Source organism: Marinobacter sediminicola, from assembly GCF_031157525.1.
Lineage (GTDB): Bacteria > Pseudomonadota > Gammaproteobacteria > Pseudomonadales > Oleiphilaceae > Marinobacter > Marinobacter sediminicola.
On the sequence record NZ_JAVIXR010000011.1, the window covers coordinates 80,996 to 95,342 of the forward strand.

At 55.6% G+C, this 14,347-nt stretch carries 11 protein-coding genes; 5 read left to right on the forward strand and 6 right to left on the reverse strand.

The genetic code is table 11. The annotated features are described in order from the left end of the window. The first annotated feature begins 152 nt into the window (after positions 1-152). Positions 153-1,568 carry a succinylglutamate desuccinylase/aspartoacylase family protein gene (locus RG807_RS14430; RefSeq protein ID WP_309045511.1) on the forward strand — a complete coding sequence of 472 codons (1,416 nt, stop codon included), beginning with the start codon at positions 153-155 and terminating at the stop codon, positions 1,566-1,568. Positions 1,569-1,577: 9 nt separating this feature from the next. On the opposite strand, the gene RG807_RS14435 is transcribed toward RG807_RS14430, so the two are convergent. After that, positions 1,578-2,762, reverse strand: a complete 1,185-nt coding sequence (locus RG807_RS14435; RefSeq protein ID WP_309045512.1) for a MalY/PatB family protein — start codon at positions 2,760-2,762, stop codon at positions 1,578-1,580. Between the two features lie 100 nt (positions 2,763-2,862). On the opposite strand from RG807_RS14435, the gene RG807_RS14440 reads away from it, so the two are divergent. Together RG807_RS14440 and RG807_RS14445 are read left to right on the forward strand one after the other, a co-directional pair. Further along, positions 2,863-3,750: an AEC family transporter gene (locus RG807_RS14440; RefSeq protein WP_309045513.1), complete on the forward strand. Its 888-nt coding sequence runs from the start codon at positions 2,863-2,865 to the stop codon at positions 3,748-3,750. 132 nt (positions 3,751-3,882) lie between these two features. Beyond that, positions 3,883-6,384 carry an acyl-CoA dehydrogenase gene (locus RG807_RS14445; RefSeq protein ID WP_309045514.1) on the forward strand — a complete coding sequence of 834 codons (2,502 nt, stop codon included), beginning with the start codon at positions 3,883-3,885 and terminating at the stop codon, positions 6,382-6,384. Positions 6,385-6,442: 58 nt separating this feature from the next. Here RG807_RS14445 and RG807_RS14450 read toward each other — a convergent pair whose 3' ends face one another. From RG807_RS14450 to RG807_RS14460, 3 genes are all read right to left on the reverse strand, one after another. Beyond that, entirely contained in the window at positions 6,443-7,735 is a 1,293-nt protein-coding gene (locus tag RG807_RS14450; RefSeq protein WP_309045515.1) for a DSD1 family PLP-dependent enzyme, read from the reverse strand. A gap of 13 nt (positions 7,736-7,748) precedes the next feature. Beyond that, a complete protein-coding gene (locus RG807_RS14455; RefSeq protein WP_309045516.1) occupies positions 7,749-9,134 on the reverse strand; it encodes a D-arabinono-1,4-lactone oxidase in 1,386 nt (461 codons plus the stop codon). 129 nt (positions 9,135-9,263) lie between these two features. Continuing rightward, positions 9,264-10,211, reverse strand: a complete 948-nt coding sequence (locus tag RG807_RS14460; protein WP_309045517.1) for a LysR family transcriptional regulator — start codon at positions 10,209-10,211, stop codon at positions 9,264-9,266. Positions 10,212-10,336: 125 nt separating this feature from the next. Here RG807_RS14460 and RG807_RS14465 point away from each other — a divergent pair, with 125 nt between their 5' ends. Continuing rightward, positions 10,337-11,254, forward strand: coding sequence for a DMT family transporter (locus tag RG807_RS14465; RefSeq protein WP_309045518.1), 918 nt, complete (start codon positions 10,337-10,339; stop codon positions 11,252-11,254). Between the two features lie 135 nt (positions 11,255-11,389). Here RG807_RS14465 and RG807_RS14470 read toward each other — a convergent pair whose 3' ends face one another. Beyond that, positions 11,390-11,953: a gamma-glutamylcyclotransferase gene (locus RG807_RS14470; protein WP_309045519.1), complete on the reverse strand. Its 564-nt coding sequence runs from the start codon at positions 11,951-11,953 to the stop codon at positions 11,390-11,392. A 9-nt stretch (positions 11,954-11,962) separates the two neighbouring features. Then, on the reverse strand, positions 11,963-12,601 hold the full coding sequence (locus RG807_RS14475; protein WP_200202425.1) for a MarC family protein: 639 nt from the start codon (positions 12,599-12,601) through the stop codon (positions 11,963-11,965). Positions 12,602-12,759: 158 nt separating this feature from the next. On the opposite strand from RG807_RS14475, the gene RG807_RS14480 reads away from it, so the two are divergent. After that, on the forward strand, positions 12,760-14,337 hold the full coding sequence (locus RG807_RS14480; RefSeq protein WP_309045520.1) for a Re/Si-specific NAD(P)(+) transhydrogenase subunit alpha: 1,578 nt from the start codon (positions 12,760-12,762) through the stop codon (positions 14,335-14,337). Positions 14,338-14,347 lie beyond the last annotated feature (10 nt).

Sequence of the window (14,347 nt, forward strand, 5' to 3'; positions counted from 1 at the left end):
CAGGTTCGCATGTACCCTGCGTACCATAACTATTATTGGCAACAATGTTCATGTCTGCACCATGAAGATGGCATTAAACCTGTGTTATTGCCATTTCATGACCCTCGGCCAACCTTTATCCTTGGGCCTTCGTGAACGACCCGTGAGGAATCATGCTGTTTTACAGGCTGAAAATGCTGACCGCTCTGACAACGCCTTTTTGCGTGCTCATCTTGGCCATGCCTTCTGTTTCACTGGCAGACCCACCGAAAAGCAGCAGCCAGAAGCCGGCAATCCAGGAGATTCTGCTGGCAGAATTGGCGGACGATGAAAACGTTGAGGATGTAGAGCGCTCAGAGCCACGACGGGAAGTGCCCGATATGCCCTCAGCGGAAGCGCTCTCTAAAGCTGAAGAAGCTGCACAGGCACCCAAACCAAAGCGCTCACCAAAGCCGAAGAAAGTAGCGCCCAATATTGATCTGAAGGAAGTTGCGCCTGCACCTACTCCTGAACCGCCGAAAGACCCTGCCATCCAGGAAAGCCCAAGCACCGAAGAGCCAGTAGCCGTCGCTGACGCCGACGCTCCAGAAGACACTGCACCCGAACCGGAAATTAAAGGTCCACAGCCCGCAAAAAATCTGGCTCTGCTTGGCAGCGAAGTGTTACCGGGTACATCAACGCGCCTGGCCTGGTCGTCGGGCATTCAGATTGCCGGCCTGTCGCAGCCCACACCGGTATTGGTGGTTAACGGTGTCAACACCGGCCCAACCCTGTGCCTGACAGGCACCATCCATGGCGACGAGCTGAACGGCATCGAAATTATCCGCCAAACGATGTACGACCTTGATCCGGAAAAGCTCAGTGGCAGCGTGGTGGGCATCCCTATTGTGAACCTGCCCGGATTTCAGCAGGGTAGCCGCTATCTGCCGGATCGCCGCGACCTGAACCGGCACTTCCCCGGCCGGCCGAATGGCAGTCTGGCAGACCGGATTGCCTACTCGCTTTTCGAAAATATTATCCGGCACTGCGACATGCTGGTGGATATACATACCGGTTCACTGAAGCGAACCAATCTGCCGCAGCTTCGTGCTGATATGAACAACCCCACGGTGGCAGAATTTACCCGCGGGTTTGACCGCATGGCGGTGGTGCACAGCAGTGGATCGCCCGGAATGCTTCGCACTGCTGCGGTTGATGTGGGCATTCGTTCAGTAACCCTGGAAGCTGGCGAATCCCATCGTATCCAGGAGCATCAGATCAAGGCAGGTGTGAACAGCCTCACCAGCCTGATGGAAAAGCAGGGCATGATCTCGCGGATGTTCGTATGGGGCGACCCACAACCCGTGTATTACAACTCTGCGTGGGTGCGGGCAAACGACGGCGGCATTCTGTTCAGCAAGGTTAAATTGGGCGCGAAAGTGTCCAAGGGTCAGATTCTTGGCTATGTCGCCGACCCGATCACCAATGCCCAGTACCCCATTCATTCCAACAGTGATGGCCGAATAATTGGCATGGCGGTAGATCAGGTGGTCATGGCCGGCTTTGCCGCCTACCACATAGGTACAGAAGCCAAGGTGCCAGGAGAGTAATAATCAGGGCTAAAGCTGGCCGCCTTCTAAAGCCGACTCAATGCGCTGCAACACGTCGGCCAGCACAGCCCTGGGACAGCCAATATTGAGCCGCATGTAACCGCTGCCCTGTTCACCAAATGAGACGCCAGGGTTCATCCCCACTCCGGCTTCCTGCACGAAAAACCGCTTCAATGCCGCATCGTCCAACCCCATTCCTCTGCAATCCAGCCACACCAGATAGGTTCCTTCTGGCGCACGAGTTGTTATACCGGGCAAGCGTGCATTCACCGTGTCGACCACAAAATCCCGGTTCTTCTGCAAATATGACATCAGATCGTTCAGCCAAGGCCCACCAGAACGGTAACCCGCTTCAAATCCTGCAATGCTGAATGGATTGCACTGGGGCAGGTGCAGGGAATCGAACACCGCCTGCATGGCACTGCGCTTTTCTCTGTCCGGAATGATAAGCGCAGACAGCCCAAGCCCTGGTATGTTGAAGCTTTTGCTGGGCGCGATAGCCGTAATCAGCCTATCGTTCGGTTGCGCAAGTGTGGCCAGCATCCGGTGCCTGGGCATATCGGCAAAGGTAAGGTCGCAGTGGATTTCATCTGAAATGACCACCAGATCATGGCGCCGGGCTATATCCAGAACAGCTTCCAGTTCTTGCTCCGACCAAATGCGGCCAACAGGATTATGGGGTGAGCACAGCATCAGCAGGCGGGCATCCGGGCGCGCAGCGCAAGCTTCCAGATGCTCCAGATCCATCCGGTAGTAACCGGTTTCATCGCAAACCAACGGATTTTCAATAATCTCGCGCCCGCTCAAACGAACTGAGCTGAAAAACGGCGGGTACACTGGCGGCTGAACAATCACGCCTCCCCCCGGTCCGGCATACGCCATACAGGCTGCATGCAAGGACGGCACAACCCCCGGGGCCATTAATATCCAGTGGCGTTTGATTTCCCAACCGTGCCGTTCACGAAACCAGTCCATCACTGACTGGTACAGACTATCGGGGAAAAGCGTATAACCATAAACCGGATGCGCAGCGCGCTCTGAAAGCGCGCGAGTGACGGCCTCTGGCGCGGCGAAATCCATGTCTGCCACCCACACTGGAATCACATCCTCACGACCAAATACCGCCTTGCGATCATCGAGTTTTACCGAGCAAGTATCTTGGCGATTAAGAGGCTGATCAAAAGGGCTTGTCACTGGTAAACTCCATAACCGATTAGCAATCCAGGTATCCGGGCTATTGTGGTCGGGTAACACTACCACCGCAACCAACCTGCGGCGCCTATTGGAGCTTTTGATGATTGGCCAGATTCTTTCAACCCTGCTGCCGGTATTCCTTATTGCTGGCTGCGGTGCCCTTTACGGCCGGTTTCGCACCCCGGATATTCGTGGATTAAACGTCCTGAACATGGAACTGTTTGTGCCCATGCTGGTGTTTGCGGTACTAGCCGACCAGCAAGCGCCTCTGCAGGATTATGCCGGGCTGGCCCTCGCCGCAACGGTTGTGGTGCTCGGTTCCGGCATTGTTCTGTATCCGCTGGCCCGGGTGCTCAACCTGAATCTGAAAACCTTTTTACCCCCCATGATGTTCAACAACTCCGGCAACATGGGCATTCCGCTGCTGGTTCTGGCCTTTGGTGAAGCGGCGCTGCCCGCAGCCATCGTGCTATTCATTGTGGAGATGCTGCTGCATTTTTCTGTGGGGCTGTACATGCTCGACCCGCACACCTCCATTTTGCAGCGCCTGAGACTGCCCATTGTATTTGCCAGTATCGCCGGGCTGGCGGTTAACCTTGGCGGCGTTACTCTGCCAGGTTGGCTATTGCACTCTATGAACATGCTCGGGGAAATCTGTATTCCGCTGATGTTGTTTACCCTCGGGGTGCGCATGCTGGATATCGACTTCAGCGATTGGAAACTGGGCATGCTGGGCGCCATCGCCTGCCCGGTCAGTGGGCTATTGCTGGCCTGGCCGATGATTGCACTGCTGGATCTCCCCGGCCTTCAAATCGCCTCACTATGGGTATTCGCCGCGCTGCCACCTGCAGTGCTCAACTACATGGTGGCTGAGCAGTATCAGCAAGAACCCCATAAAGTGGCCTCTCTCGTATTGTTAAGTAACCTTGGTAGTCTGGTTGTTATGCCCATTGTGCTAGGGCTGGTCTTTGCCGCGGGGTACATCTGAGGACATAGTGAATGCCTGAAACCATTACCGTCTATACTGTGATTAGCAACGGTGCCCTTGCATGTGGGGAAACTTTGACCGAAGGTTAAACTGAAATTCGCCGAATTTGATCCACGATATGGAGGTCTGCCCGTGAGTGTACTTTTTCTGCTCATCAGTGCCCTGATTCTGATCTATGTGGGAGTTGGCGGCACTACAGCCGCTGTGGTGATGTCTATCGCAACCCTGATTGGCCTGTTCCAGGACGAGTGGCACATTGCCAGCATTCTATTTGGCGGTCTTTTTCTTGCGCTTGCCCTGATTCTGGTTATCCCCAGCAAAATGCGCCTCGACAAATTCAGCCGCCCACTGCTGGGCTGGGTTCGCAGCCGCCTTCCCAAACTATCTTCAACGGAAGAGGAAGCTCTCAAATCCGGCTCTGTGGATTGGGATGGCGAACTGTTTTCCGGCAAGCCGCAATGGTCAAAACTGCTGGATGCAAAGCCCGCACACCTATCCAGCGAAGAACAGGCGTTTCTTGATGGCCCGGTAGAAAAACTCTGCGGCATGCTCGATGACTGGAAGATAACCCACGAAGAGTACGACCTGCCGGACAAGGTCTGGAAGTTTATCCGTGAGAACGGCTTTTTCGGCCTGGTGATTCCGAAAGAAGACGGCGGCATGGGCTTCTCCAACACGGCCCACTCTGAAATCGTCATGAAGATTTCTACCCGCAGCGTATCCGCTGCGGTCACCGTGATGGTTCCCAACTCCCTCGGCCCGGGTGAGTTGCTTATGCATTACGGCACCGACGAACAGAAAAAGCACTACCTGCCAAGGCTCTCCGGTGGCGAAGAGATTCCCTGCTTTGCACTCACATCGCCCATTGCAGGTTCAGACGCAGGCGCCATTCCCGACAAAGGCATTGTTTGCAAAGGCCAATGGAACGGCGAAGAAGTTCTGGGCCTGAAAGTTACCTGGAACAAACGCTATATCACTCTGGCACCGGTGGCGACGCTGATTGGCCTGGCCATCAAGGTGTACGACCCGGAAAATCTGCTGGGCGATAACGAAGACATAGGCGTGACCTGTGTTCTGGTGCCGCGGGAAACCGAAGGCGTGCACGCAGGCGCTCGACACCTGCCAATGAATACCGTCTTCATGAATGGGCCGACGTGGGGCACCGAGGTGTTTATTCCCATGGATCAGGTAATCGGCGGCCAGGATATGCTCGGCAAAGGCTGGACCATGCTGCTGGAATGCCTGTCCATTGGCCGCTCCATTTCCCTGCCCGCGCTGGGCACCGGTGCCGGCAAGGTTGCCAGCTTGGCAACCGGTTCCTACGCTTATACCCGCGAACAGTTTGGTCGCTCCATCAGCCAGTTTGAAGGTGTTCAGGAGGCTCTGGAACCCATTGCCGGCTACACCTACATGATGGATGCAGCACGCTTGCTGACCTCCGGCATGCTGGACAGAGGCGTGCGGCCAGCGGTGCCGTCTGCCCTGCTGAAATACCGCAACACAGACCTGATGCGGATAGTGATCAACCACGCCATGGACGTAGTCGCCGGGCGCGGCGTAATAACTGGCCCTCGCAACTTCATGGCCCGCGCCTATAACGCTGTACCCATTGGCATTACTGTGGAAGGCGCAAACATTCTGACCCGCAGCCTGATGGTGTTTGGCCAGGGTGCGATTCGCTGCCACCCGTTTATTGTTGATGAAATTGCAGCGGCTGACATGGAAGACGAAGATCAGGCGGCGAAGAAGTTCGACGGCATCTTCTACAAACATCTGGCTCACACCACGCGGAACGCTTTGAGGGCTTTTGTTCTTGCCCTCTCCGGCGGGTTGTTTGAAACCGTGCCACGGCAAGGAAACATCCGCTCATATTACCGCCAGCTTGCCCGCTTCTCGGCGGCGTTTGCACTGATGACAGATGTAACCCTGCTCTCCGTGGGCGGTGGTCTGAAAGCCCGACAGCGCCTCTCCGGGCGCATGGCAGACTGCCTGGTGCAGCTGTATTACGCGACGGCCGTAATCAAGCAGTGGCACGAGGAAGGCTACCCTGCCGACCAGCGCCCGCTGGTGGAATGGTGCCTGCAAACCTGCCTGCAGGACTTGCAGCACTCCATGCGTGAAGCCATCACCAAGTTCCCGGTACCTGCTCTACGTTGGCCAATGCGCCTGCTGGTGTTCCCGCTGGGTGCGACCGGTCTGAACGGGCCGGATGACAAGCTTGGCGCCCAAGTGGCTGCCAGCATCGTTAAAGACACACCGCTGCGCCAGCGCATCAGCCGCGGCGCTTACACCACAATGGATCCGAAGGACCCACTTGGTCGGGTTCTGAATGCCTACAAGCTGGCAAACGAAACCGCCGATGTACGCGGGCGCCTTCACGAAGCCATTCGCAATCGTGATAAAGATGATCTGGACGAAATTACGCTACTGATGGGCCATGAGCGCAAAAAACTGGTGGACTGGGCCTGTTCCGAAGGCTCGGTGAAGGCAGAGGAGTGTGAAAAGCTTGAGGAAGCTCTGACCGCCCTGTACGACGTTATACGGGTAGATGCCTTCGATGAAGAAGGTCTAAAGGCACTGTCTCGGTGCGCCAAGGGCAAGCGAAAAGTGGTTGAGCGCCCTGGAGTCAAGTAATCTCAAGGGCCGTGGCCAGCATTTGAAAACGCTGACCACTGCCCTTATGTCTTAGCGACTATGCCCGGGAACCGTCCTGGTATACCGGCCAGTGATCAACAATCTTTCCATTGCGCACCGCCAGTATGTCGCCAAACTGCAGCAATACCGCCTCACTCTGTTGCGGGCGCAAAAATACCTGGTCGTTCACTTCTAGCCCCACTCCCGGCGAGGCCGTCACCAACTCCTGGTTCGAGCTCCTGCCATACAGGCTATTGCTCTGAAGGCCCTCTGGCGCAACAAAGTCCGCTAGCCAGTTGCCGCCATACATAAAGTAGCTGGCGCGCTGGTTAACATCCCACCATGAGAAGATTCTGGATTTCCCATCAAGCGCTGGAATATTCACCAGCCCTGTGGATTTCAGCACCGGGCTGGCAATAAACGCCGCGGGAATATGATCGCTCAATGAATGCAAATCAAAGTGGGTGGGCATTACCATGGCAGAGCCCACCGCCAGTTCTGTACTCAGGGTTTCAGTTTCATGCAGCCGATAGCTGGGGCTGCCAGCCGTATTGAGCGCTAGCCCATCCTTCCATAATGCCGGGTAGTGGTTCTTGGTAAAATCAACAAAGCCCTGATAGCGGGTCATCACCTTGCCTAGCAGCATATCCGGAGAACCAAGAACCGAGGGCAACTCCATGCCCACAAACGGGTCATAACCCATAAACCCCGAGAACTCGAGATGCTCCGGGTTATCGGCAATCAAACCGAGTAACGCATTCAAGGCATCCATATCGGCCACACCGCCGCGGTGCAGGCCTACGTCCAGCTCAATGTTGATCCGGAACTTGCTGTTCCGTGCTTGTGCTATTTGCAGGTACTCCTGCAAGCGCTCAGGCGCATCAATCAGCCACTGGATTCGCGCTGTAGGATCAGTCTGCCCCTGATGCTGCTGGTAGAACACCTCAACGGATCGGGCTGGCAGCGGCTTACCCAGCAATATATCTGCTTGTGGAAAGTAGTCGGCGGTCTGGTTCAGGAAGGGTTGGTGAAACGACATCAGCTTGTCTGTGCCAGTACGGTTGGCAATGTACTCCAACAAACCACGCGCCGGCAGCGACTTTTCAACCAGGCGCAACGACTTGCCGCTGCGCTGCAGGGAGGCTTTAACCACATCAATGTTGTGATCCAGGCGGTCCAGATCCACTACCAATACAGGCCGCATGGGCCCGGCGCGCTTCAGCTCCGCGTTCAAAGCTTCAAAGTAAGCTGTGTAAGGTTTGCCCTTGTCAGCAGGACGCAGCAAGGCAGCACCAGTCAGTATGGCCGCACTTCCCAGCAGGCCTGTGAACAGAAAACCACGACGATTCACAATACTGTCTCCTTTAAGCACTCAGTATTGAGCGCAAGTGGGCATTCAGGAACCTGCCCTGAGGGTCGAGGCTCTCGCGCACCCCCGTAAACTCACGCCACTGAGAATATAGCTTCTCAAGATGGCGGGCATTCAGCGTATGCAGTTTGCCCCAGTGGGGTCTGCCGTCGTACTTCCAGAAGATCGGCTCTATGGCCGCAAACAGGTTGTGATAATCCATGCTGTAATGCTGGTGCACAGATATGGCACAGCTATCGCGCCCCTGGAACATGCTCAATGGCACGTCATCGGCCTGCACATAGCGGTATTCCAGAGGAAACCAGGTGGGCAAATCATTGCGCTCTATAAGCTGCAGAATCTCGCGCAGGCAGGCCGGGCCATGCTCCGCAGGCACTGAGTATTCCATTTCGTTAAAGCGCACCGAGCGCACGTTGGAATAGATCTCGTAGGACTCTCCAATACGCTCATCAAAGGTGGCAAAGTGCCGCAGGTTATTCAGCAGGAACCTGCGGGCTGATGGAAAGTCACTGCCGTATTTATCCAGCTTTTCCAGCAGTGTGACAAATTCATTGCCGCCGCTTTCTGCCTTGTTAACCGCTGGTGTAGCCGGCTCTTCGGTTTCATTCAGGGCAATCGCCAGGGCATAGGCTGAATGGGTAATCACCAGCATTTCCCAATGCTGGTTTTCGGAAACATGCTTATCGATATCCGCCAGCAAGTCTTCTGTTTTGGCCACCCACATGGTTTCCCGCAGACGATAGCTTGGCCGGTTCTGCATGGTGAGTTTAGTGATTACCCCCAGCGCGCCCATAGACACGCGCGCGGCGTAGAACACTTCCGGGTTACGGGTGGCATCGCAATCCAATACCTCTCCGCTCGCAGTGACCAACTGCAACCCTTTGATGTAGCTGGAGTAAGAGCCGTATTTGATGCCGGTACCATGGGTAGATGTCGCAACGGCACCACCCAGGGTTTGGTGATCTATATCAGCCATATTGATGAAGCCCTGGCCCACCTCATTCAGCGCCATGCCCATGAGTGCCATGGAGGTACCCGCACCAAACTCCGCCTGGTGGGTTGCCGAATCGTGGCTTAACATGCCGCCAAAATAGCCGAGGGACAGCAAGGTATCGTCCGTGGGCACCAGCGGGCTGAAGGAGTGCCCTGCCCCAACCGGGCGGATGGTTCCGGTGCTGCGGGTAATAACATCAACCAGCTCATCCAACGTTTTTGGGGATACCTGGCTTGCTGGCAAGCAGGTCTGCACACCCGACCAGTTGCGCCAGGGTTGCATGCGTTGAGGGTTGAGAACTTGTGCAAGTGCGGCTTGGCTGCCAAGCGCACCCAAAGCTCCGAGGGCGCCAGCGTATTGGAGAAACTGGCGACGATTTAATGACATGTTGGGTTCCTGTTTACAACGGCTGCGTGAAGCGCAGTTTTATTTCTGTTGAGGCAAGGATACCCGCTGCAAGATCATTCTCCGATAGCACTAGCGCCGGAAAGGCCAACACAAAGGGTCAATTTCATATCATTGTGACCTGAGTCCCCCTCTGATGGCCTCATCCACCAGCCAACCTCTCAGCAACTGTATGCTTCGCTCTCTTCTTCGGCTGGTTTTCCAGGCAAAATAGAACCGGTCGCCGGTCGCCAACGGGTGGCACGGCAAGCGCACAAATTCTTCGGAATCCTTGCGGGTACTCAACATGTAATCGTTGGTCAGAGCGATACCCTGATGGTGGCGCGCCGCCTCCAACGCCAGCAGCATGTGACTGAAGTGCTGAACGCGCGTGCCGGAAGGTATGGACTCATCCACTGTTTGATACCAGGCTTCCCAGTCTCCAGCGGCCTTGTCGTAAATGCTGTGAGTGGATAGCAGCGGAAAGCGGGCCACTTCCGCCGTGGTCATGGCCGGCTCATCGCGCCCTGCCGCATTCGCTTCCCGACCCAACTCCCTACAAATGCGCTGCCAATAATCCTGGCTGCATACGGGAAAGAGCTGCTCAACGTACAAAAGCTCGTAGCTGTAGGCCGGAGAGCCCCGATTAATCGTGATAAAACAGTCTGCCACCCGATCAGACAGCACTGGGTTTTGGCTGGTCATCTCCAACGCCAGCTCTACTTGCGGATGTTGTCGCTGTAAATTTGGCAGCCGCGGCACCAGCCAACGAACGGCAAAGGAACTGAAGAGCGCAAGCCGCAACCTGGATTCTTCATGCCCCAGCAGTTTTTCACTGGCCCGTTCGATTTGCAGCAAGGCTGTACTGACGGCATCGAGATACTGCCGCCCCTCGTCGGTTAACGAGAGCGTGCGCCCACCTCGCCAGAACAGCTGCTCGCCAAGATAGGTTTCAAGCTGTTTGATTTGATGGCTTACGGCGCTCTGGCTTACCGACAACTCTTCAGCGGCCAGTGAAAAACTATTGAGGCGGGCTACAGCCTCAAATACGGGCAGCGCTCTTAATGGTGGCAGCTTCATTATCTATTTATCTAATACCTCGTCAATAAACATCATTTTATCGGATATTAAAACGCAAGTAGACTGTAACTGCCACTTTCCATGTGCGCGCTTTATCCATCACCCGTGTATCAGGTAATAAAACGATGTCAGGTAAAACTGTAAACAGCGCAATTCTTCTGCTTGTGCTTGGCAACGCCATGGCGCTGATATCTGATGTGTTTATCAAACTCATGGAGCCAGGCGCACCAATTCTGCAGTTCGCTTTTCTACGCTGCCTCATCACCCTTGTATTCTTGCTTCCGCTGGCCCGCAAGATCGACCGGAACAACCTGTTTTCCGGCATCAAAGTACACGCCATCAGGGCGCACGTTCACCTGGTGGGTCTGCTGTGCATGATCGTTGCCTTAAGCAACCTGCCACTGGCCACGGCCAACGCCGTGTTTTACGCGGCACCAATTCTGGTGATGGTGTTTTCGGTTGTTATTTTCCGGGAATCACTGTCGCCGTTGAGTGTGCTTGCGGTATTCAGTGGCTTTGCCGGCATCATCGTCATCTTGCGCCCCGTGGAGTTCAATTGGGCGGCGGTAGCCGCGCTGGGGTCTGCACTGACACTGGCCATCAACGCGGTGATGGTGCGCAAGTTGCCCAAGGGCCAGAGCACGGTACACAAGTTGTTTCTCAACTACCTGTTGGTTATCCCGGTGTCTGGGCTACTTGCACTATGGGAGTGGCAACAAGGTGCCACCTGGCACCCGGAGATTCTGCTAACCGCGGTCGGTTCGGCTTTTTTTATTCTGGGTTACAACATCACCGTTTTGCTGGCCTACCGGCAAGTGGATGCCAATCAGGTGACCAGCGCGGAATACACAGGACTGATCTGGGCTGTAGCGATCGGCTGGATCTGGTTTAACGAGGTACCGGACTGGTGGTTCCTGGTGGGCAGCTTGATGGTTGTTGTACCGCTGGTGATGATCGGCCTGAGCCAGCGCCGTAAATCACCTCCCAGAGGCTTTAATCCTGCTACCCGGGACGAGTCCCGAGTCGCTTCGGTGGAGGCCTGACGCAGTAGGGGGAGAAACACCTCCCGAAACACGCTGTAAATACGTCCGTGTACGCTTGGCTCCGCCATCCCTGGCTCCGCACAGTTTCGGGAGGTGTTTCTCCCCCTACTGCTTGTTTGGAGCTTCGTACCCGGTTTAAGAGTTTGTTTTCAGGCAAGCTTCAATCGAGAATGTATGGGTGCACTCATCACCCAGTGCGCGCAACGATTCAGCGAGCCTAAGCAGGTATTCGGAGTTTGGACCACTCGGACCAACAGCTGAAGCAATCTGACGAGCTATATCCGCGTCCGGCGCCTCGCCAAGGAAAGCTTCGTTATCCTCAGTGGCAATGTAAACCAGCCCCTCACCATGACTGCCGTTATCGAACGTCAAGGTTGTGGTGAAACGCAGGTAGCCATTCTTTTCCCGCACATCCAAATGCTCGAACACTTTCGGTGATACCCGGAACGCCATGCCTTTGCAGGTAGCTCCGGGCGTCTCAATCAGTGTCACCACCCTGCCCGGTGCTTCCGGCGTACCTCGATGATCGTGAGAACCCTGCCAGAACCGGCGGGCCCAGCCCTGAATAGAGGCGGGGCGTTTTTCCAGGTACGGGAAATCCACTTTGTAAATCAACGAGCCATAACCAAACAACCAGATCGAGTCGATACCGGAGAAATCCTGTCGGTTGCGGTTGTGTTCTATGGTATCAGCGGACATTGAGCCCCCTTATGCTCCCATTAAACCCGAACTGGCGATAAAGCCTGTGATGCCTGTCAGTACAATTTCAGCAGCCATGGCTGAGAGTACCAGACCGCTGATTTTGGAGAGAATGTTTAGGCCGGTTTTACCCAAGGCTTTTTCCAGATACCCGGACAGGTGCAGCAATATGCCCAGAATCAGCAAACCAGAAAGCAATCCCAGCAGGCCTCCGGCAACTTCCGGCGCATGCTTGAGCTCTGCACCATAAACCAGAATGGCACCAATGGTGGCTGGCCCAATCATAATCGGCACCGCCAGGGGCACCACGGCTACATCATCACGCTCTTCTTCGGGCAGGCCGGTGGCATGGTTGCGGGTGCCGCTGGTGACCAGGCTAATGGCCGTGAGGAACAGCAGTGTGCCGGCACCAATACGGAAGGAGTTCAGAGTAATGCCAATGGCGCTGAACAGAACCGGGCCGCCGAAGAACAACAAGACACCCATGATAGATGCTGCAATGCACGCCCGGCGGATAATCGAGGCTTTTTCAGCAGCTGGGAGCCCACGGGTCAAGGCGATAAACATGGACACCGCAAAGAAAGGCGCCAGCAGAAACAGAAAGCGAATGGTGCTGCTGATATAGGTGCTGAAAAACATCTCAATCATCGAAAAAATTCCGGTATGTGCAAAAGCGCAAAGCATAGCGCCTTATCCGGATTTCTGCCGTACGCAACAGAACGTATGGCAGGCAAAGTCCTGAGCTTGCACTAGGATGAAGGTAGTTCTCCTTCCGTTCATCGGTTCAAACAAAGGGCGTTTGCATCATGAAGATCGGCATTCCAAAAGAGATATTCACAGACGAGCGGCGAGTTGCCGCTACACCACCTTCGGTACACAAACTCATCAGCCTGGGCTATGAGGTTACGGTTGAATCCGGTGCAGGCGAAGCCGCCCACTATCGCGATGAAGCCTATCAGACTGTTGGCGCTTCCATTGCGGCGGACGCTCAATCCCTTTGGCGCGAGGCAGATATCATTCTGAAAGTTCGCGCACCCATGCTGAACCCGACGCTTGGCAAGCACGAGGCCGACCTGATGAAGGAAGGCGGCTTTCTCATCAGCTACATCTGGCCCGCTCAGAACGCCGAGCTTCTGAACCAATTGGCTGGCCGGAACATCACCAGCTTTGCCATCGACAGCCTGCCCCGCATAAGCCGTGCCCAGAAAATGGACGCCCTGAGCGCCATGGCGAACATCGCCGGGTATCGTGCGGTGGTGGAAGCCGCCAATCACTTCGGGCGTTTTTTCACAGGCCAGATAACGGCAGCAGGCAAAGTGCCACCAGCCAAGGTTATGGTGATCGGGGCCGGCGTGGCCGGGCTTGCAGCAGTGGGGGCCGCCAATAGCCTGGGCGCTATTGTTCGGGCCTTTGATACCCGGTTGGAAGTGAAGGAACAGATTGAAAGCATGGGCGCCGAATTTCTGCAGCTGGATTTTGGCGAGGAAGAAGGCAGTGGCGCAGGCGGTTACGCCAAGCAGATGAGCGACGAGTTTATCAAGGCGGAAATGGCGCTGTTCGCAGAACAAGCCAAAGAGGTAGATATCATCATTACCACCGCCCTGATTCCCGGTAAGCCGGCGCCGAAACTGATCACGGCGGAGATGGTGAAATCCATGAAGCCCGGCAGCGTGATTGTGGATCTGGCATCGGAACGAGGCGGTAATTGCGAGCTTACCGAGCCCGGAAAAATTGTCGAGCACCACGACGTCACGCTGATCGGCTACACAGATCTTCCCAGCCGCATGGCCAAGGTGGCCAGCGATCTCTATGCCACCAACCTGTTTCATCTGGTAACTGAACTGACACCAGAGAAAGACGGCCAACCAAAAGTGAACATGGAGGACGACGTGATTCGCGGCCTCACCGTGGTGCTGGGCAAGGACGTAACCTGGCCGCCACCGCAGCCGCAAACACCCACCAGCCCCAAGCCTGCGCCGGGCACAGAAGAGCCTTCAGCAGAACAGAAGGCAGCTGCGCACAAGGAATCCCAGCGCCGCAGCATGATTAGCAAAGGCGCAGTGCTGGTAGTCACCCTTGCAGCACTTTATGGCGTTGGCGCCTATGCTCCGGAGAGCTTCCTGCGCCACTTCACCGTGTTCGTGCTGGCGTGTTTTATCGGCTGGCAGGTGGTGTGGAACGTCACCGCTTCCCTGCACACACCTCTGATGAGTGTCACCAACGCCATCAGTGGCATTATCGTGATTGGTGCCATGTTGCACCTGGCTCAGGCAGAGAATGCCGTGGTCGGAGTTCTGGCGTTTGTGGCGGTGCTGATTGCCAGCATCAACGTTGGGGGTGGCTTCCGGGTTACCCATCGCATGCTCAAAATGTTCCGCAAATAGGAGACGACCA

Bases quoted from the DNA above. Each gene is read 5' to 3' on its own strand.
- RG807_RS14470 (WP_309045519.1), bottom strand. From the start codon at position 11,953: ATGTCCGCTGATACCATAGAACACAACCGCAACCGACAGGATTTCTCC.
- RG807_RS14455 (WP_309045516.1), bottom strand. From the start codon at position 9,134: ATGTCATTAAATCGTCGCCAGTTTCTCCAATACGCTGGCGCCCTCGGA.
- RG807_RS14430 (WP_309045511.1), top strand. From the start codon at position 153: ATGCTGTTTTACAGGCTGAAAATGCTGACCGCTCTGACAACGCCTTTT.
- RG807_RS14480 (WP_309045520.1), top strand. From the start codon at position 12,760: ATGAAGATCGGCATTCCAAAAGAGATATTCACAGACGAGCGGCGAGTT.
- RG807_RS14465 (WP_309045518.1), top strand. From the start codon at position 10,337: ATGTCAGGTAAAACTGTAAACAGCGCAATTCTTCTGCTTGTGCTTGGC.
- RG807_RS14475 (WP_200202425.1), bottom strand. From the start codon at position 12,601: ATGATTGAGATGTTTTTCAGCACCTATATCAGCAGCACCATTCGCTTT.
- RG807_RS14440 (WP_309045513.1), top strand. From the start codon at position 2,863: ATGATTGGCCAGATTCTTTCAACCCTGCTGCCGGTATTCCTTATTGCT.
- RG807_RS14460 (WP_309045517.1), bottom strand. From the start codon at position 10,211: ATGAAGCTGCCACCATTAAGAGCGCTGCCCGTATTTGAGGCTGTAGCC.